Annotated in this window: 18 protein-coding genes and 2 pseudogenes; 3 read left to right on the top strand and 17 right to left on the bottom strand. The window is 51.8% G+C overall.

The genetic code is table 11. The annotated features are described in order from the left end of the window. The 8 genes and pseudogenes from ACESSO_RS12010 to ACESSO_RS11975 form a co-directional block, all read right to left on the bottom strand. Window positions 1-129 carry a hypothetical protein gene (locus ACESSO_RS12010; RefSeq protein WP_373165801.1) on the bottom strand — a complete coding sequence of 43 codons (129 nt, stop codon included), beginning with the start codon at window positions 127-129 and terminating at the stop codon, window positions 1-3. Next, a pseudogene (locus ACESSO_RS12005) lies at window positions 103-253 on the bottom strand (family 1 glycosylhydrolase); the annotation flags it as partial. The gene ACESSO_RS12010 and the pseudogene ACESSO_RS12005, both read right to left, overlap by 27 nt. Before the next feature lie 76 nt (window positions 254-329). Next, entirely contained in the window at window positions 330-1,367 is a 1,038-nt protein-coding gene (locus ACESSO_RS12000; RefSeq protein WP_373165625.1) for an aldo/keto reductase, read from the bottom strand. 15 nt (window positions 1,368-1,382) lie between these two features. Then, window positions 1,383-1,919 carry an aldo/keto reductase gene (locus tag ACESSO_RS11995; RefSeq protein WP_373165623.1) on the bottom strand — a complete coding sequence of 179 codons (537 nt, stop codon included), beginning with the start codon at window positions 1,917-1,919 and terminating at the stop codon, window positions 1,383-1,385. Further along, window positions 1,840-2,028, bottom strand: a complete 189-nt coding sequence (locus ACESSO_RS11990; RefSeq protein WP_373165790.1) for a hypothetical protein — start codon at window positions 2,026-2,028, stop codon at window positions 1,840-1,842. Before ACESSO_RS11990 ends, ACESSO_RS11995 begins: the two co-directional genes overlap by 80 nt. Before the next feature lie 151 nt (window positions 2,029-2,179). Continuing rightward, the gene (locus tag ACESSO_RS11985) at window positions 2,180-2,470 is read right to left on the bottom strand and encodes a hypothetical protein (RefSeq protein ID WP_373165621.1); all 291 of its coding nucleotides are present in this window, start codon (window positions 2,468-2,470) and stop codon (window positions 2,180-2,182) included. 735 nt (window positions 2,471-3,205) lie between these two features. Continuing rightward, window positions 3,206-3,403 (bottom strand): annotated as a pseudogene (locus ACESSO_RS11980) (DUF1349 domain-containing protein); the annotation flags it as partial. Between the two features lie 377 nt (window positions 3,404-3,780). Next, the gene (locus ACESSO_RS11975; protein ID WP_373165620.1) at window positions 3,781-4,128 is read right to left on the bottom strand and encodes a winged helix-turn-helix transcriptional regulator; all 348 of its coding nucleotides are present in this window, start codon (window positions 4,126-4,128) and stop codon (window positions 3,781-3,783) included. Between the two features lie 124 nt (window positions 4,129-4,252). Here ACESSO_RS11975 and ACESSO_RS11970 point away from each other — a divergent pair, with 124 nt between their 5' ends. Further along, complete coding sequence (locus tag ACESSO_RS11970; protein ID WP_373165619.1) at window positions 4,253-4,798, top strand: flavodoxin family protein; 546 nt, start codon at window positions 4,253-4,255, stop codon at window positions 4,796-4,798. Window positions 4,799-4,903: 105 nt separating this feature from the next. On the opposite strand, the gene ACESSO_RS11965 is transcribed toward ACESSO_RS11970, so the two are convergent. Then, window positions 4,904-5,362, bottom strand: coding sequence for an Rrf2 family transcriptional regulator (locus ACESSO_RS11965; protein WP_373165618.1), 459 nt, complete (start codon window positions 5,360-5,362; stop codon window positions 4,904-4,906). A 186-nt stretch (window positions 5,363-5,548) separates the two neighbouring features. On the opposite strand from ACESSO_RS11965, the gene ACESSO_RS11960 reads away from it, so the two are divergent. Both ACESSO_RS11960 and ACESSO_RS11955 read left to right on the top strand, forming a co-directional pair. Next, window positions 5,549-6,550, top strand: a complete 1,002-nt coding sequence (locus ACESSO_RS11960; protein WP_373165616.1) for an NADP-dependent oxidoreductase — start codon at window positions 5,549-5,551, stop codon at window positions 6,548-6,550. 56 nt (window positions 6,551-6,606) lie between these two features. Next, window positions 6,607-7,368: a 4Fe-4S binding protein gene (locus ACESSO_RS11955; RefSeq protein ID WP_373165615.1), complete on the top strand. Its 762-nt coding sequence runs from the start codon at window positions 6,607-6,609 to the stop codon at window positions 7,366-7,368. A 63-nt stretch (window positions 7,369-7,431) separates the two neighbouring features. Here the strand turns inward: ACESSO_RS11955 and ACESSO_RS11950 are convergent, their stop codons facing one another. The 8 genes from ACESSO_RS11950 to ACESSO_RS11915 all read right to left on the bottom strand — a co-directional run bounded on the left by ACESSO_RS11950 (window position 7,432) and on the right by ACESSO_RS11915 (window position 17,368). Continuing rightward, window positions 7,432-7,746, bottom strand: coding sequence for a hypothetical protein (locus ACESSO_RS11950; protein ID WP_373165614.1), 315 nt, complete (start codon window positions 7,744-7,746; stop codon window positions 7,432-7,434). After that, window positions 7,709-7,957, bottom strand: a complete 249-nt coding sequence (locus ACESSO_RS11945) for a transposase (protein ID WP_373165613.1) — start codon at window positions 7,955-7,957, stop codon at window positions 7,709-7,711. Before ACESSO_RS11945 ends, ACESSO_RS11950 begins: the two co-directional genes overlap by 38 nt. 507 nt (window positions 7,958-8,464) lie before the next feature. Beyond that, a complete protein-coding gene (locus tag ACESSO_RS11940) occupies window positions 8,465-9,727 on the bottom strand; it encodes a serine dehydratase subunit alpha family protein (protein WP_373165612.1) in 1,263 nt (420 codons plus the stop codon). A 12-nt stretch (window positions 9,728-9,739) separates the two neighbouring features. After that, window positions 9,740-12,610, bottom strand: a complete 2,871-nt coding sequence (locus ACESSO_RS11935; RefSeq protein WP_373165610.1) for an insulinase family protein — start codon at window positions 12,608-12,610, stop codon at window positions 9,740-9,742. A gap of 13 nt (window positions 12,611-12,623) precedes the next feature. After that, window positions 12,624-13,388 carry a LytR/AlgR family response regulator transcription factor gene (locus ACESSO_RS11930; RefSeq protein ID WP_373165608.1) on the bottom strand — a complete coding sequence of 255 codons (765 nt, stop codon included), beginning with the start codon at window positions 13,386-13,388 and terminating at the stop codon, window positions 12,624-12,626. After that, entirely contained in the window at window positions 13,363-13,896 is a 534-nt protein-coding gene (locus ACESSO_RS11925; protein ID WP_373165606.1) for a hypothetical protein, read from the bottom strand. The genes ACESSO_RS11930 and ACESSO_RS11925 overlap by 26 nt, the downstream gene beginning before the upstream one ends. Further along, window positions 13,893-15,641 (bottom strand): ABC transporter ATP-binding protein, encoded by a 1,749-nt coding sequence (locus tag ACESSO_RS11920; protein ID WP_373165604.1) that lies wholly within the window; start codon window positions 15,639-15,641, stop codon window positions 13,893-13,895. Before ACESSO_RS11920 ends, ACESSO_RS11925 begins: the two co-directional genes overlap by 4 nt. Further along, window positions 15,638-17,368, bottom strand: a complete 1,731-nt coding sequence (locus ACESSO_RS11915; RefSeq protein WP_373165601.1) for an ABC transporter ATP-binding protein — start codon at window positions 17,366-17,368, stop codon at window positions 15,638-15,640. Before ACESSO_RS11915 ends, ACESSO_RS11920 begins: the two co-directional genes overlap by 4 nt. Between the last annotated feature and the right edge of the window lie 51 nt (window positions 17,369-17,419).

Here is a 17,419-nt window from a genome sequence, read left to right as displayed (position 1 = left end):
TCAAATCACGGTGCCTTCTGCCGGCTGCGTACCTGCCGCCAGCGTTTTCTTCTGTGTATTGCGCGCGCCTGTGCGCAGATAATCTAACGCTGGACCCGCACCCAGTTCTTCGCCATTTGTGGTGATCACGCGCTGATACCATATAAAGCTGTCCTTTTTACGACGCTCCAGCGTACCGCTGCCCTGGCCATTCTACATAGGCAAAGCCATACCGTTTGCGCATCTCGCCCGTACCGGCCGATATGTGGTCAATGTTCAATTTAGATAAAAGAAGACAACAATTTTGTGTAGATTCACAGTTGCTGCTAATCCACATATGCAAAGTCTGGTTATCGCACAGCTGCATCGGTTGACCACACATGTGTCTGTTTGGCCGCCGCCGGGGTGTTCTGTGCCATAACGCCCACCAGATTGTGTGGTATATAGGGTTCTTCCAGATATTTAATTTCTTCTGCCGTCAGTACCAGCTCCGTGGCTTTTGCTGCGTCTTCTATATGATGGCGCTTGGTAGCACCCACTACCGGTGCGGTCACCTTGGTAAGTAACCATGCCAGAGAAATCTCTGTCATGGTCACGCCACGCTTTTCTGCCAATTCCACTACGCGGTTGATAATGATACTGTCCTGCTGAGCTGTGGAGTCGTATTTGAACCTAGCATAGCTGTCCTCTTTTAGGCGTTTCGAAGTTTCACCGGGGTGCTTGGAAAGCCGTCCGCCCGCCAGAGCGCTGTATGGCGTCATAGCAATATTGTCCTCGACACACAGTTTGGTCATCTCCCGTTCTTCTTCTCGGAAGATTAGGTTATAATGTCCTTGAACGGAGACAAACTTGGCAAAGCCTTCTCGCTCTGCCAGCGCATTGGCCTTTACCAGCTGATAGGCAAAGCAATTGGAAATACCGATATATCGCGCCTTGCCTGCTTTCACGATCCGGTTTAGGCCGTCCATGATGTCATAGAGCGGCGTCTGGTGGTCCCACATATGATAGATATACAGATCCACATAATCCAGTCCCAAGTTCTTTAGGCTGGTATTGAGCATACGCTCAATATGTTGCTGTCCGGAGATACCGTTTTCGATCTCCTCCTGAGTGCGAGGCAGGAACTTTGTGGCTACAACCACCTGATCCCGCTTGGCAAAATCCCTTAAGGCTCGTCCCACATACTGTTCACTGGTGCCGTTTTGATACCCAATGGCCGTATCAAAAAAGTTAATGCCCAGCTCAAGCCCGTGCTGAATAATCTCTCGTGAGGACTCCTCATCCAGTGTCCAGCTGTGTTGCCCTTTTTTGGCGTCACCAAATCCCATACATCCCATACAGATGCGAGAGACGAGCAGATCGGAATTGCCTAATCTCGTATATTGCATAGTGCGTCCTCCTCATTACAAGCATTCATAAATTTCATTGCTTACCGCTTCCAACCATCCGTTAGCAGATTCTTCATCAGGCATTTCTACTGCAATGCGAAGCCCTTCCTTCTCCAGAATTTCGGCAGCCTCCTTAATTTCCGCCAGACTATGGTTGGAAAGGCCGATGCGGCCGATTTTGCCGCTCTTAGCTAACGGAATCAGTTTACGTGTCCATTCAGGAGCGTCGACTGGATTGTGAATCCAGTAGATGTCCATGAAATCCGTTCCTAGCAACCGAGTGCTGATTTCGTACATGGCTGTAATCGCATTGTCTGCCGCAGGATCGGCACACTGGGGTATAAACTTATCCGAGATCAGGTAGTTTTCCCGAGGAACTGTACGCAGGAACTCGCCCAGCACCTTTTCCGAAGTGCCCATGCCATAGGCATAAGCGGTATCCCACAGATTCAGTCCTGCCTTCATGGCAGCGTCAAATACGGGACGCAGCTGTTCCGAGGTCAGTTGACCGCCAAATGAAAAGGCGTGGAATCCCCATATAGCCTCTGGCATGTACCAGAGCGCAGACAATCCCCTCCTTGGTATTTTCAACCTTCAGCGCGCCGTACACATGGCTTTTGACCTGTACTTCTGCACCACCCAAAGCGGCCAGCAGTACCACGGAAAGCAGTTCTCTGGTTTTGCTTTCCAAACCAGTACGGGTAAGGAAGTCACCAAAACACAGCTAAGTCAAAAGCAGAATCTGCATGAATCCCCCATCGCTGCTTTGCTCCCCCGCGGCGTGAATATGGAACCGTTCCTGCATCGTTTGCTCAGTTCGTTCTTTGCGGGTTATCAACATCGTACTGTTCCAGATTTTCAATGCTTGCTGTCAGTACCGGCCGTGCATTATTGCCGCGTTCCTCGTTTGCATATGCAAGGCATGTATCCCAATCACTTGGATACGGTTCTGTTACCCGGATGGAAAACAGATCCCCACCGGTTTCTTCCTGTCCCCAGCCAGCAAGCGTCTGTACATTATCTGGCGCTACCACACTGGGCGATGTCACTGCATCCACGTTTTCGTCTAAAAATACAATTGTCAGCCCATGAAAAATATACAACTAATATACGCGTATCATCTGTTGGCGGAGGTTTTACTTCATTGGCACCGTCTCCCAGCAGCGTAGAAACATCAGGCGCAAGCTGCTCAACAATGTTTGCCTCGGAATCTTCCTTTATCGCCTTGCAGGCTGACAGTCCAATGCCAGCAGCAATATCGCAAGCAGACAAAAAATCTTTTATGTTCACCTCTCCTTGATTCACAAGCAGTTAAATGTTTATTTCATTATAAGCATTGTAGCACTAAAATGTCTAATACCTTTTCTTTATCATAAATCATGCTTTTTCCGCATACTTTCTTCTTGAAAAAATGTCCAGCCTATTTAATAAACCCTAATATGGAAGAAACAAAAACGTACTGACTCCACGACTGGTAAAAAGGTGCAAAAAGGAGTGGAAGCTTTAAGCATCCACTCCTTTTCAAATGCCCATTTTATCAAACAGGATTGTATTTTGCTATTATGCATCACTGATAATACAAATTTTTCATCAATCAGCCTGCCATAAGAGATATGAGATCGTAGTTGTGTGCGTTGGGTAAATCAGATTATGAAAAAAGCTTTCTTATCGAAATTTGCTAGACTAATTTATTCTAAATACGTGGATACAAACATTATAATATCAGTGGGCATAAGCGACTTTCTGCTTGCACCTGCTTGATTACAACACTGCAAAGACCGAGGAAACCAGCAAGGGCATAGAGCATATTTTTTACATTTGCCATATACCTTGGAATATTAAAGTTCTTCATCTGGTGCCTGACCATCGTGTGCCAGCCACTTGCATTCAGTCAGTTCCATATTCGTAAAGACTGCACGGAAAGAAGAATCCTCCGGGCTGCAGGCATAAACACCAAACCGAATTTTACCCTTTGCTTCATGCAGATGGCAGACACGCATCTGACGAAAGACAACGCCATCCTCTGAACATTCAATACCGCTATTACTTCATCCTGAATATCCCGGTTGACAACACATCAGCGGCACCAACTGCCATGAACGATTCTCAAAACTATCCGCTTACTATGGTGAAATCGCCTCTCGACCAGCTAACGGATGGTCTGTGCGCATAAGAACGCCCGATGTCTCCTTTTGCGACAAACACAGCTATTCATATTTCTGAACATCTACCGGCTCAAGCAAAAGACCAACGTCCATAAGGCCGTTATCCAGCTTATCATTAATGTTATCCGCCATCTCATTATACATATGAAGCCGTCAGAAAATAGCGCAGCGTGCGCAGTTCCATAAGCTACTCCCCTTTTCTAACCCTATAATACATCATCTTGCGCTTGAGCTATGTCGGTCTGCTCTTATAATCGGTTGTTTTCGCCCCAATCGCACATTTGATCCAAAATGGGAATCAGCGATTTTCCCCGCTCTGTCAGGCTGTATTCCACTTTTGGTGGAATCTGTGGATATTCTTCCCGATGCACCAGCTGATCTGCCTCCAACTCTTTGAGGGTGGCGCTTAAGGTTTTATAAGAGATTGCTCCAATATATTTTTTCATTTCATTAAAACGGACGACGCCAAAACACATAAGCGTATATAGAATGGTCATTTTGTATTTTCCGTTGATCAGAGATAACGTATAGCTGAATCCGGTGTCTGCAAGATGAGAAGCCGCAATGCAGCTCTGATATGCTTCTTTTTCACCCATTTTTGCACTTTCCTTCCGGTAAGTATCGCACCAAAATGTGCGTACTTGTTCTTTCTCCAAATCTTGCTATGATTGTAATATCAAAGATCAGAAAAGTCAATTGATCGAAACGAGGAGGATTTGCATGAGCAAGAAAATTGTTGTGATTACAGGAAGTCCGCGCAAAAACGGAAACAGCTTTGCCATGACGGATAGGTTTATTCAGGCAGCACAGGCGAAGGGCCACTCTGTTACCCGTTTTGATGCGGCGATGATGAAAATTGGCGGCTGTCACGCCTGCGAAACCTGCTTTCAAACCGGAAAAGCCTGCTCTTTTGATGATGATTTCAATATCATCGCCCCGGCCATTCTGGAAGCGGACGCCATTGTCTTTACCATGCCGGTTTACTGGTATTCCATTCCCGCGCAGATCAAAGGCGTGATCGACCGGATTTATTCGCTGGTAGTAGGTGGCAAGGATATTTCCGGAAAAGAATGCGCGCTGATCGCCTGCTGTGAAGAAGATGATCTGTCCGTGCTGGATGGGATACGCATCCCGATAGAACGCACCGCCGCTTTGAACAAATGGAAGATGATAGGAGAAGTACTGGTTCCCGGCGTCCTGAAGCCCGGCGACATTGACCATACAGATGGCTGTCAGCAAGCCGCGGCTTTGGCCGAAAAAATCTAAGCAGTCATAAAATCCGGCAGACGGATGATGTATCCTCCTGCCAAACGAAAAGCAGCAGACCTTGTTATTTTCAAGGGTCTGCTGCTTTTTTGCTGCCATGCCAGCTTACTTCTCAATATCTTTGGGTACTGATGATGCGACTCTGTGATGAAACTCCTCGATCATGGATTGCAACGTAATGCCTTTCATCGTTTGAATGACTGCATCCTCAATCTGCTGATATGGGCCTTGCAACACCTGACGGATGTTTTGAGCCACAGGGCATTTTCTTCCTTCGCATGAATGAATTCCAATCAGCGAAGTCATGCCATCCGGCTCGAGCGCCGCATAAATTGCGTAAAGCGTGATCTCATCAGGTTTTAGGCTAAGCTCCGCGCCTCCGGTGCCACGCGCCACGATAATCAGTCCGGCTTTTTTCAGTGCGCTCATGATATTCCGAATGACTACGGGATTGCACCCGGTACTTTGCGCAAGCAGTGCGCTTGTCACCTTTGCAATTCCTTTGGCTTCGTGGATAAAAATCAGGCAGTGAACGGCAATCGAACATTTTGTGCTGATCTGCATGCTATCTCCCTTTCTTCCCTATTTTTGTTTTATAACAGATGTAACTATTGACATTACATCATACGAATGATATAGTAACACAAGATGTAATTTCATCTTTTACATCATATTGTATCGAGCCTGCCTGAAAAATGCAAGTGTTCCGCAAAAAATGGATAAACAAAATCAGATAGAAAGGCTTTTTATATGAAAGCAGTACAAATCAAAAAATATGCAAAAAACATCAACACCTGTCTATGCGATATTCCAGTACCGGAAATATCCGACACAGAGGTTCTGATAAAAGTGAAAGTCGCAGCGGTCAACCCACTGGAGCTTCTGATTCTGGCAGGAAGCATAAGGCTGATTCAGGACTATGCCATGCCGCTTACATTGGGAAACGAGTGTTCCGGCATCGTGGAGGAGGTTGGCCATAAGGTAACCCAATTTCATACAGGCGATCGGGTTTATACCCGCCTTCCTCTGCAAAAGATCGGCGCATTTGCGGAGTATGTTGCAGTAGAGCAGACAGCCCTTGCAAAAATGCCCGCCGGATATGATTTTACGACCGCTGCCGCCGTTCCGCTGACTGGCCTAACCGCCTATCAGGCGATTGTAGAAGAACTGGAGGCCAAGTCAGGAGAAACGCTGCTGATTACCGGCGCCTCCGGCAGCTTTGGACAGATGGCGGTACCCATTGCAAAAGCGCTGGGACTGCGTGTAATCGTCACCGGCAACGACCGGGCGCGGGAGCGGTTTCTTGCAACGGGTGTCGAGCAATACATCGACTATAAGCAAGAAAACTACTGGGAGCTTCTGTCCGGGATTGATCATGTGATCGATACGCTGGGCGTCACCGAGTTCAACCATGCGTTATCAGTACTCAAGCCCGGCGGTCGGCTGGTAAGTCTGCGCACGGGGCCCAATAAAGCATTTGCGGTCCGCAATCATTTTTCGGCAGGCAAGAGAATGCTGTTCACGCTGGCCGGCGCTAAATACGATGCCGCAGCCCGCAAACAAGGGAAAGAATATCGGTTTCTGTTTGTCCATGCCGATGGCACACAACTAAAAAAAATTACAGAAATCGTAGAGCAGCATCATATTGTGCCGGCAATCGATTCCCATGCATTTTCCATCGATCAGGTCAACGAGGCACTGCATTTAGTCGCACACGGGCCGATTAACGGCAAAGTGATCATTCGGCTATAACAGGAGGATTTTCGCAAAATGGAAATACAGCTACTTATTTTCGAGGAGGAATACATATGAAAGTTTATGAAATCTGTTTCAGCCCCACGGGCGGCACGCAAAAAGCGGCAGATTTTTTGACCTATGCGCTGGCAGAGCAAGCCATCTCGGTAGATTTGACGGATAGCCGGACAGATTTTGATAAAATTTCGCTGACACAGGACGATCTGGCTGTCATTGCTGTTCCGTCCTACGGTGGACGGGTGCCCACGCCCGCCGCTGAGCGGTTAGCTGCGCTGCACGGAAATGGTGCCCGCGCGGTTTTGGTCTGCGTCTATGGCAACCGTGCTTACGAGGATACATTGGTGGAATTGGAGGACACCGCAGAACAAGCGGGGTTCCGCACAATTGCGGCAGTTGCCGCCATTGCAGAGCATTCCATTGCCCGTCAGTTTGCCACCGGCCGTCCGGACGCGCAGGATGCACAGCAACTCACCGGTTTTGCCAAACAGATTCGTGAGAAAATTGCGGCCGGAGATGACACGCCCCCCTCTCTTCCCGGCAATCGACCCTATAAAAAAGCCGGCGGCGCTGCGCTGATTCCCAAACCCACCAAAGACTGCGTAAACTGCGGCATCTGCGCCGCAAAATGCCCCGTACGGGCTATCGATACGCAGAATCCTGCAACTGTAGATTCCAAAGCCTGCATCTCCTGTATGCGCTGTGTTTCAGTCTGCCCACATGCTGCCCGCAAGGTCAACCGCGTGTTGCTGTCCGCTGCCGGACTGGCACTGAAAAAAGTCTGTTCCGAACGAAAAGCGTGCGAATTGTTTTTCTGACAAAGCCACTTTCTTTCTCAAAAGGGCCTGATTTATCCAAATCAGGCCCTTTTTCAGTTGCTTTTATGCTCTTATGTTCAGTTCGATGACCGCACGAAAGTATTGGTTCCGCTCCTCCGGCGTGTGCTTGCTGTTTCCTTTGCTCCACCACAGCACCATCTCGATAAAGCTGCCCGCGATGTGGATGACCAGAACCCCCTCCGGAATACGGATACTATTGCAACGAATCTGAGGCGCATGATTGCACAGATTCCTTATGTCTGTGGCCGTTTGAGCGTGGTTGCGCAGGATATCCAGTTGCGCACCGTTCAGTTTCCCGCATTGCGAGCGCGGAACTCCGTCAGCGCGTGCAGCACCTACACAAAATGTGAGCCTCAACGTCCTGACTGATGTTGGTCTGCTTTTTCAGCACTTTGAGCTCGAATTCGTCCTTCCGCTCTTGGGGAAACGACACCTCTATATCTCCAAAACTGGTGAACGTTATCTTGCTGCTGTAGCCGTTGCGGCTTTTATCCATGTTCTGACTTTTGTAGTCATACTTGCTGTGTCCCCACTCGTTGACCAGTTCAGCCTCTAGACCGTTTTCCATGAATTCGGCATGATTCCTTAGAATATGTATAACCTCCGATGTGGTGCTTCTATTCAACACCACATCGGAGGTTTACTCATATGGGAATATAGATTAGGAAAAACTCTTTCCATCTGCTGTTTTTGGTAGATAGAAAAAACTTTTGCACTATTATTCAGTATTTTTTTAAATCCATCACAACGGTTTCATCCGCTATAGCCGAAATTCCAGTGTGCATTTTAAATAGGCCAAACAGAACAAAGCTTTCACATAAAAATTGTTCATTTTACACACAAAGTTATGATTATATGACATACAGAACACAAATATGGTCATTGTTTTCATGGATGTTCTTCATCTGGTTAGTCAAAACAACCGCATAACCGCGAGAAGTGAACAAACTGCCTTTTCTGTATCTTCAACCATCGTGTGCGTTTGACAAATGACAAAAGGTTATCCTCATTATCGGGCCAACAGCAGAACAAGCAGCACATCCAATGCTTTCCGTTCGATGTCGGTGCGCCCCGCTTACTGCAGCATAAGCCGTATGATCTCGCGGTCAGTTTCCCGCATGCCTTCCTTACCGATACGGCCAACGCAGCTGATGGTTTCGTCGGCGTTCTCCCGCAAAATGCCGTTATGAGCGCCATAGCTCTTGCCCGCCATGGCTAAATTGTGCGCCAGCATAGCGGCATCCAGACTGGCAGCAATCTTGGCCGCACAGCTGGCCTTGGCACCGTCACAGATGATACCGGGAATGTTGGCCAGCGTGTTATCGATGGTGTCCTTGATCTGGTCCAAAGTACCGCCTACCAGATAGGTGATGGCAGCCCCCGCCGCACAGGAGGCCGAGACCGCCCCACAGAAGGCGCTGAGCTTGCCGATGTACTCCTTCTGATGCACTGTCAAAAGACCCGAGAATGCCAAGGCCCTGTAAAGTTTTTCCGCGGGAAGGAAGTGTTCCCGCGCATAGACAATCACCGGCACCGAAGAGGCAATTCCCTGATTGCCGCTGCCCGAGTTGATAATCACCGGCATATCGCAGCCCGCCATGCGGGCTTCCGACGCAGCGGCCGCATAGGCACGCATCCGGGTGAAGGTGCTGTCCGGATAGGCAGTGCGCAGCATCCGGCCAATACCCACGCCATAATGGCCGCTCATCCCCTCATAGGCAATGTCCATGTTGCAGCGGATCTGCCGCTCGAAAATCCGCTGGATTTTTCCCAGCGGCACCGTGTCGGCATACTCCTTGATGGCGTCAATTGTCAGCTTGCTGCGATCCGTATTGGTGCTCTGCTGGCCCTCTCCTCCCGAAAAGACCGGTTCCCCATTTTTCATGATGGAAACAATGTTGGTGTGAGCATAACGCACCTCCACGGAAACACAGTCCGTCCCACAAGATAGCTCTACAATAAAGTGCAGCGGAATATCAGAGTCCAGAAATTCCACCGTGCACTTCTGCGCCGCGATAAAGTCCGCTGCATGCTGGCGAGCTGGACCGGTAACCGCTTCGAGCACCTCCATACGGCGGGCAGCGTCCCCGCCGAAAGCGCCGAGGCAGACCGCCGCCTCGATGCCGGTCATACCGCCGGAATTTGGGATTTGCACACAGCGAACGTTTTTGATCATGTTGCCGCTGCACAGTGCTCGGATGCCGTCCGGTTCGGCACCCAGCACCTCCCGGGCACAAGCGGCAGCGTAGGCCAGAGCGATGGGTTCGGTGCAGCCCATCGCCGGAATCAGTTCCTCGGTTAGTATAGCGGTATATATTTCATAGAGTTCTTTTGTCATAGTAAACCCCTTTCAAATGGACAGGATAGTTTCCAGTTCAGCCCCGCACTGTTCCAGCTGGCTGCGGGGACCCAATACACAGACCGCACTCTGCCCCACAAATCTTTCCATCCTCTCCGCATACGTGGCCACATCTTTACCGGTCGCTGTTAGGATCTCCTGCCAGATGCGGCAGAGTGTTTCGTGAGAAAGTTTCTTCCAGTGGTAAGCATCAGCAGTCTTGCCCTTATCGCGAGGCGTCAGCAACGGATCACTCTCAGCGATGGCGCCTATAATTGCGCTCTGCACCTCTACAGTAAACGTTTTTAGGAAGGCAGGGATCTCCCGATAACAGGCCAGCGAGTGGGCTGCACTGGGGTCTCGGTAGGAATAAAGACTGGCTAGTCCGTTGTTGCGCAGCACCATGCCGGTGCCGTAGGCCCCGCCCTGAACGCGAATGCTATTCCAGAGGTGATCGAGAAAAACCACCCGTTTCATAACCCGGGCAATGCCACGGTTGGCATCAGGAAAAGGACCGCTCATGGCGGTAAAAGAAATGTCGGTGGGCAGCACAATCCCTTCCCGACGGGGCGCACAGAGCTGCACGACGGGGCGGTCTGGGCGCGTAAACGCTCCAATCGGGAGTGTGCGTGCCAGCAGGTCCGCAGTCTTTCCCGCTGCCTCCTCTGCATCAGAGGTCACGCTAATCGTCAGCCGAGCACCGGTAAACACCCGCGCTAGCAAAGCCTGTAACCGTTCGGCCAGAACAGGCATGGCATCCATTCCTTGATCCTCTATGGTCTTTAGCCATTGGAGATATTCAATGCCGCCGGCATATTCCTGAACAACACATTCTACCCGGAAGGCCGCGCCTGCCCGCGTCATGGCAAAGCTGCTGCCGTTGCCCGCAATCTGTTGTGTCAGCGCGGCTCGGCGCTGACGCAGGATTTCCAACATCTTTTCATGATCTTCCAACCGGGTGTTTTGCAGCAGTTCGCTCAGCAGCAGAACGCCTTGTTCCACCTTGGTGTTCAGCATACTGGCTGAAACGCAGAGAAAAACCCGGCAGCGATCGAAATGTTCTGCTTCGCCGTAGGCCTCTACCCGGCTTTGCAGTGAACCAAAGCATGCACGAATTTTTCCAGACAACTCTGCCGCAGGGATCGAGGTGGTATCCAGGGCGCCCAGCAGCTCGCAGAGATAAGAAGCATCACAGATAGATTCCCGATCCAGATCCTCCAAGGCAAAATAGAGATTGAGATAGGTGATGCCGTGGGTGGGTAGCGTATGCCGCAGCACAGACAGCCCCGTCAGGGTTTCGACCTCCGTCGGAAGCATTCGGGGTTCCGCTTCAATCTGATCAAGGCGCAGCCGTGGGATCGTGGCCAGTGCCTCGGTGCTGTCAGGCGTGGTCTGCCACGCCTCAGTCTGCGTCTGCAGGTACCGGACAGCCTCCCACATACCAACGTCCCAGCCTTCCGCTGCTGCGCGGATGCGCCCAGACTCCCGCGCAGCGCGCTCGTCCCCCAGAGTATGGGAGGGTCGCAGAATCACCCGACAACGATGAGAATTGTCAAGCAGCACCCGATCAATCAGCTGCTCAAAATACCCTTCCGAGCATTGTTGACGCAGTTGCCGAAACAGAGTGCCTACGCAAAGATTTGCCGCCGGGTCGCCGCCGTAGAGCCAGCTCCCGTACACCTGCGTAGCCAGCAGCAGGCCTTGGGGCATCCAGCCGCCCTGCCGCTCCCGCAGGTTGAATTCCAGATTGTCCAGCGTAGCGCAGATTCGCTGGTGGTTCAAGCCGTCACGCACCAAACGCGCCAGCTCGTCCTGAATCGCGGCAGAGGCCTCCTCCAGCCGGTTCTCATCGCAGTTTTTCACGGTCAGCAAAACGGTGGGCTGCAGCACGCCGCTATTCAGTTGCATCGTCACATCCTGCGCCAGACCCTTGCGAAGCAGGCAGCGTTTGAGGGGTGATTCATTGTCGCCGCAGAGGACATCGCAGAGTGCCTGCAGCGCGGTCAGCTGTTCTCGGTCACGAAAGGTACCGGCCCCATATCCGAGTCCCAGCCAGCAGTGGCCGGACAGCGATTCCTGCCGGCTAAGTGCATAGTCCAGAGTGGCTGTACCACCGTCCACCGGCGTCTGCATCGGAACCGGCGGTGGTGGAGTACGACGGGCGCAGGCCGACAGATATTCGTCATCCAAGATTTTCAGTACCTCGTCCAGATCCAAAGCGCCATCCAGAAAAATGTAGGCATTGGAGGGATGGTACCACTGCTGGTGGACCGCCACGAACTGCTCGTAACTCAGTTCCGGGATGTGTTCGGGATCACCGCCGGCCACCCAGCGGTAGCAGGTGTCGGGGAAAAGACGACGGTTCATCTCGTATTCCAGCTGCGCGTCAGGAGAGGAAAAAACGCCCTTCATTTCATTGAATACCACGCCTTTGCAGCTGACAGCCCGATCGGCGCTGACCTCATAGTGCCACCCCTCCTGCGCAAAGATTTCCGGCTTTTGGTGCAGCAGCGGATGGAACACGGCATCCAGATACACCCGCAGCAAATTGCGGAAATCCTGCTCGTTGCGACTGGAAAAGGGGTACAGCGTCTTGTCCGGGAAGGTGATGGCGTTTAGAAAGGTGTTGAGCGAAGTTTTCATCAGCTCCACATAGGGGTCCTTAACCGGATATCGCTCGGAACCGCAAAGCACTGAGTGTTCCAAGATGTGAAAAACACCGGTGTCATCCCGCGGCTGGGTTTGAAACGCGATGCAAAACGTCTTGTTTTCTTCCGCACGATCCAGCCAGATCAATCTGGCACCGGTCGGCTCATGCTGCATTTCCCACATCACGGCATCCAGCTCGTCCAGCGGACGTTTGGAGAGAAGGGTAAATCCCATGAAGGAACCTCCTTTACAGTGTCAAGTCAGAATATTTCTTTTTCAGAACAGCCATAAGCTCCTTGTACTTTTCACGGCTCAGAATAATCTCTCCGTCAAAGCCGTCCAGAGTGATAGAATAGAGCTTTTTGTCTGTGTTGATGTTGATGCGAACCACCCGTTCCAGATTAATGATAAAAGAAGAATAGCAGCGATAGAAATGGCTGGTGCTCAGCATTGTCTCCAAGTCATCCATAGAATAGTTGGACACCGTGACCTCACAGCCATCAGCACAGACGATGTATTTTTTGCGCTCCCGGCGTTCAATAAACAGAATATCCGTCAGGCGCAGCATCCGGTATCCGTCCTTGGTTTTTACCATAATGCTCCGCGCCTGAGCATCCCGCTTGTACTGCAGCAGGTCAAACACATAGAGCACCCGGTCGATGGCACGCTGAAACAGCAGCGGATCAATGGGCGTGGTGAAGGCGGCCACTGCCCCAGCCGTCAGCCCCCAAAAAGCGGTATCCTTGGAATCACAGTAAAGCACAGCCAACAGATCGGGCTTTTTCTGTGTGATGTAGCCTAACAGAAAGCTGCCGTCCGGAGTGCGCTGAGGATCACCTACGTCACTGCGGATAAAGACCGCACCGACCTCCTCTTCCTGTAAATACTGGCTGGCAGAATCAATGTCGTCAAAGGTGCGCACAATCTCGAACTTGCGGTAGAACGCCAGCAGATTTTCAATTTCGATGAGCTGTTCGGGATTTTTTTCAACGATTACTGTCCGAATCTGCATAACTGTCTCCTCCTTCCGCTTGGTTTTCCGCGTCCGCACAAAAGCTCCGGAATGCCGCTTCCGCTTTGACAGGATCGCCGGTGTAGGCGGTGGTAATGTTCAGGGCAAAGGGACCGCGCAGCGCCGTAATAGTCATCAGACTACCGCTGCCCCAGAGATCAATTGCTCCGTTGTCCCGAGCGCCGATATAGGCATTGTACTCATCACTGCCCTCTTTCATAGTCTCCAGATCCCACCAGTACAGTTCCAGACCGCTGTAGCTCCGCGCCACGGTAGCAATACCTCCCGACAGCGGCGCGTACTCTGCCGAGGGCAATACACCCTGCGCAACCAGATACTCCGCCAGTTCGTCGATAGACTTACCCCATATCGGGTTATCGGCCGTCAGCTCCGTTTGGTCGTTCAGTTTGAGCGGTTCCACAAAGTCCGGTGAGAGTCCTACAAAGACCAACGCGCCGACCGTCGCCAGAATAAGCAGCAGCATAAAGGTAATCGTAATTTTTCTCATACCGATACCTCCACCCGCTGCTTGGCCGCATAATCGCGGTAAGTCGGGCTTACGCGTGCCAACTCTTCGGGGGTGCCGCTCGCCTCAACCTGTCCGTTCCGCAGGACAACAGCATGGTCAGCCCGTCGGACTTCGTCCATGTTATGGGAGATATAGATAACCGTAGGCACCTTACCATCGAGAATGTTCTGGAACACTTGTCCGCCGGTTTGATGGTCCAGACTGGCGGTGGCTTCATCCAGGAGCAGATATTCCGGCTGTACCAACAGAGCGCGCGCGATGGCGATTCGCTGCCGCTGACCGCCCGAAAGGTGCATTCCGGCGGAACCTACCTGCGTGTCGTATCCGTCGGGCAGCTGCCGGATGAAATCGTGGGCATTCGCGGCTTTGGCAGCCGCAATGATAGTCTGTTCGTCCGGCATGGTCTTGGCGCCGTAGACCAGATTTTCCCGAATCGTGCCGGCAAGTAACGGCGTATTTTGCAGTACATAGGCAAAGCGACTGCGCAAGTCGGACAATCGAACGTCCGCCAGATTCTGGCCATTTATTGTGATGGAACCGGAATCCGGCCGGTAAAACCCCTGCAGCAGTTTCAGTACGGTGGATTTACCGCTGCCGTTGCCGCCGATGATCACCGTGCGCTTGCCATAAGGAATGGTGAAGGAAACGCCTCGCAGAACGGAATACTCGCCGTCAAAGCTGAACTGAACGTCGCGCAGTTCAATGTCACCAGACGGACCCAGCGGGCTGCCCACGTCCAACTGCTCCGCTTCGCGCCCTAGAATCTCGTTGACATGCCGCAAGCTGCCCTGTGTTCCCTTAACGGTCTGATACAGAGTCAGCATCTCGCTCTCATATTGTTCCACCGTGCCGGAGTAAGTAGTGAAATCGTTAATGCCGGTGCTCTCCATCTGACCGGTGCGGATGAGGTGTGATCCGCCTACGGCGATCAGTACGGTATTTAGCTTTCCGCAAAGGCTGAACAAGCCCGTCTGCACCATATTGAACAGCACATTGAGAATATCTGCTTTGTACCGCGTCTCAATGGCATGCATCCCCTCCTCAATCTCGCGTTCCTCCATCCCCTGCGCTTTGACATGCTTGGTGCAGGCAATATGCTCGGAAAAAAAGGCTGTCATCGTGTTGAGTGCCTCATACTGCCGCCGACTGGCAATGAATTGCATTCGTCCTACGATAAAGAACACCAACATAGCCAGCGGAATCGCGATAACCAACACCAGCGACATTCTCACGTTGTAAATCACCATTTTCATACAGGCACGTATCAGTGCATACAGCGAGGATGCACACAAAAACAGCATCTGTAAAGCACTGGCTGCTTGCGTGGCGTCATTGGTCACACAGGAGATCAGATTGCTGGGACCTTCCTGCTCAACATCCTTCATCGACAGTCCCAAGATTGCCCGCCACACTACGCCCCGCACCCGCAATGTGGTAGTCTGGGTACCATAGGTGACCAATATATTCTGGAAGCCTATGATCACAGCGTTCAGAATGCTAAGCAACACATACGCGATGATGACCCCGTTGTATAGTTCTCCTTTGTTGACTCGGATCGTCAAGTCTGCCACCCGCAGCGCAAGTTCCGTAGCGGCGACCCCCAGCAGAATCGCGCCGATAAAAAACAGCCAGGGAATGGGAAACCGGGTATAAAGTCTGAGAAACGGCCCCCAGAGTTTTTCCCTCCGGGGCCGTTCCTTTTCGTGTTTTTTCGCTTGCTTCATCGTTTCAGACCTCCCTCGCCAACCAGCTGCCGCAGGTAATCATTCTTCTCGTACACCGTTTCGATGGGGCCAAAGGCCGTCACGCGGCCCTGCTCCATGACTACCACGTAGTCTGCTTTCAGCACGGTCTGCCTGTCATGAGCCACATAGAGTGTGGTTTTGTCACGCATCATGCGGGATACTGCGTCCCACACCGCATCCTTGGCTTCGGCATCCATGGCCGCTGTACCTTCGTCCATCAGAAAATATTCGGAATTTTTCAGCATGCCCCGGGCAACTGCCAGCTTCTGCTTCTGTCCGCCCGAAAGCCGGAACCCATCCTCGCCTACCTGTGTGTCATAGCCTGCAGGCAGGCTGCGGATGTAATCCAGCAGATTGACCTGTTTGCAAACCTGATCCAACTCGTCATCCTCCACCTCGCGGCGGACACCAAACACAAGGTTTTCACGGATGGTGCCCGAAAGCATGGTAGATTCCTGCGTAATGTAAGTGAGCGCAGCGCGATAGCTCTTTTTGCTGAAACGGCGGATGTCATCCGCACCGATGCGGATGGACCCGGACTGCGGGCTGTACAGTCGTTCCACTAAGTTGAGCAGCGACGTTTTTCCGCTGCCCGAGGGGCCGATCACCGCCGTGGCCCGTCCCTGAGGAATGGTCAGGGACAAATCCTCAAAGAGTGGCTTTGTCCCATAGGCAAAGTAGACATGGTCGAAGGCAATGTCACCCCGAAGTGTTTCCACCTTGTCGCCGGCATCCCGATCTTCCTCCTGCTCGGCCATCACGGCGGCCACCCGGTTTGTCGCACCCTGAGCCGCCTTGAGGCTTGTCCAGTAACCGGTGTAGGCAGTCAGGTAATTGATGATCTGATTGGCAAAGGCAAAATAAGCCACCCACTGAGCCAATGTAATCGAACCGTCCGAATAGAATCCACGCCCCACCATAACGATGACGATGAATTGCAGCGCGCCCACCAGCACATAGACCGGGGAAACAAAATTGGTGACCCATGCGTTTTGGATCGAAATCTTATAGAAGGCTTTGGCGCGCTGGCCAACGGTGTGTTCCTCCCGCTCTTGCGCCGAGAAAGACTTGATGAGCATAGCCTGACTGGTGCGCTCCGATATCGCCTCTGTCAGTTCCGCCGTCCGGCGGTTGACCCGATCACTCAGCCCGAATTTGAGATGTCCGGCGATACCGCCGATGACCACCTGCAGGGGCAGCAGCACCAGTGTCGCCACCATGAGCCGTGGGTCGTAAGACCGGATCTGTACAAAGAGGCGCACCGTCGCATACAACGAGGTCAACGCCAGAATAAACACCTGCATAATCAGAGCGCTGATGGTGCTGACATCGGTGGTCACGCGGGAGATCAGCTCCTTAGGCGCGTTTTGCTGGTAATAACCAAAGGGCAGGCGTACTACTTTTTCCCACACTGCCCGACGCAGATTGCGGTCGATGCGCGCCATACACAACCCACTCAGAATTCCCGAGATACTGCTGATAACAAGGCTGACCAGAGAAACCATCAGGAATGGCAGCACCACGCCCATAAAATCCACATTGCCGGCATACAGCTCAGCGGTATACTCGGTGGTGCTGACTCCCACATTGGTCAATACGATGTTAACAATAATATAACCCAAAATCCAAGCGTAAGGCAAGCGTGCCTTCCACAGCATGGAAAAGAACCTGCCCATGGAGCCTTTTACAGGCAGTTTATTTTGCATATGCGCTCATCCTCTTTTTTTGAGATTGGACCGCAGCCGTTGCTTCGGCGG

Source organism: Agathobaculum sp. Marseille-P7918 (genome assembly GCF_964248325.1).
In the GTDB taxonomy this organism is placed as follows: Bacteria; Bacillota; Clostridia; order Oscillospirales; family Butyricicoccaceae; genus Agathobaculum.
Note: the sequence above shows the minus strand (reverse complement) of the source record. Positions and strands in the feature narration are given on the sequence as shown.

Bases quoted from the DNA above. Each gene is read 5' to 3' on its own strand.
- ACESSO_RS12000 (WP_373165625.1), bottom strand. From the start codon at position 1,367: ATGCAATATACGAGATTAGGCAATTCCGATCTGCTCGTCTCTCGCATC.
- ACESSO_RS11995 (WP_373165623.1), bottom strand. From the start codon at position 1,919: ATGCCAGAGGCTATATGGGGATTCCACGCCTTTTCATTTGGCGGTCAA.
- ACESSO_RS11975 (WP_373165620.1), bottom strand. From the start codon at position 4,128: ATGGGTGAAAAAGAAGCATATCAGAGCTGCATTGCGGCTTCTCATCTT.
- ACESSO_RS11970 (WP_373165619.1), top strand. From the start codon at position 4,253: ATGAGCAAGAAAATTGTTGTGATTACAGGAAGTCCGCGCAAAAACGGA.
- ACESSO_RS11965 (WP_373165618.1), bottom strand. From the start codon at position 5,362: ATGCAGATCAGCACAAAATGTTCGATTGCCGTTCACTGCCTGATTTTT.
- ACESSO_RS11960 (WP_373165616.1), top strand. From the start codon at position 5,549: ATGAAAGCAGTACAAATCAAAAAATATGCAAAAAACATCAACACCTGT.
- ACESSO_RS11955 (WP_373165615.1), top strand. From the start codon at position 6,607: ATGAAAGTTTATGAAATCTGTTTCAGCCCCACGGGCGGCACGCAAAAA.
- ACESSO_RS11945 (WP_373165613.1), bottom strand. From the start codon at position 7,957: ATGGAAAACGGTCTAGAGGCTGAACTGGTCAACGAGTGGGGACACAGC.
- ACESSO_RS11940 (WP_373165612.1), bottom strand. From the start codon at position 9,727: ATGACAAAAGAACTCTATGAAATATATACCGCTATACTAACCGAGGAA.
- ACESSO_RS11935 (WP_373165610.1), bottom strand. From the start codon at position 12,610: ATGGGATTTACCCTTCTCTCCAAACGTCCGCTGGACGAGCTGGATGCC.
- ACESSO_RS11930 (WP_373165608.1), bottom strand. From the start codon at position 13,388: ATGCAGATTCGGACAGTAATCGTTGAAAAAAATCCCGAACAGCTCATC.
- ACESSO_RS11925 (WP_373165606.1), bottom strand. From the start codon at position 13,896: ATGAGAAAAATTACGATTACCTTTATGCTGCTGCTTATTCTGGCGACG.
- ACESSO_RS11920 (WP_373165604.1), bottom strand. From the start codon at position 15,641: ATGAAGCAAGCGAAAAAACACGAAAAGGAACGGCCCCGGAGGGAAAAA.
- ACESSO_RS11915 (WP_373165601.1), bottom strand. From the start codon at position 17,368: ATGCAAAATAAACTGCCTGTAAAAGGCTCCATGGGCAGGTTCTTTTCC.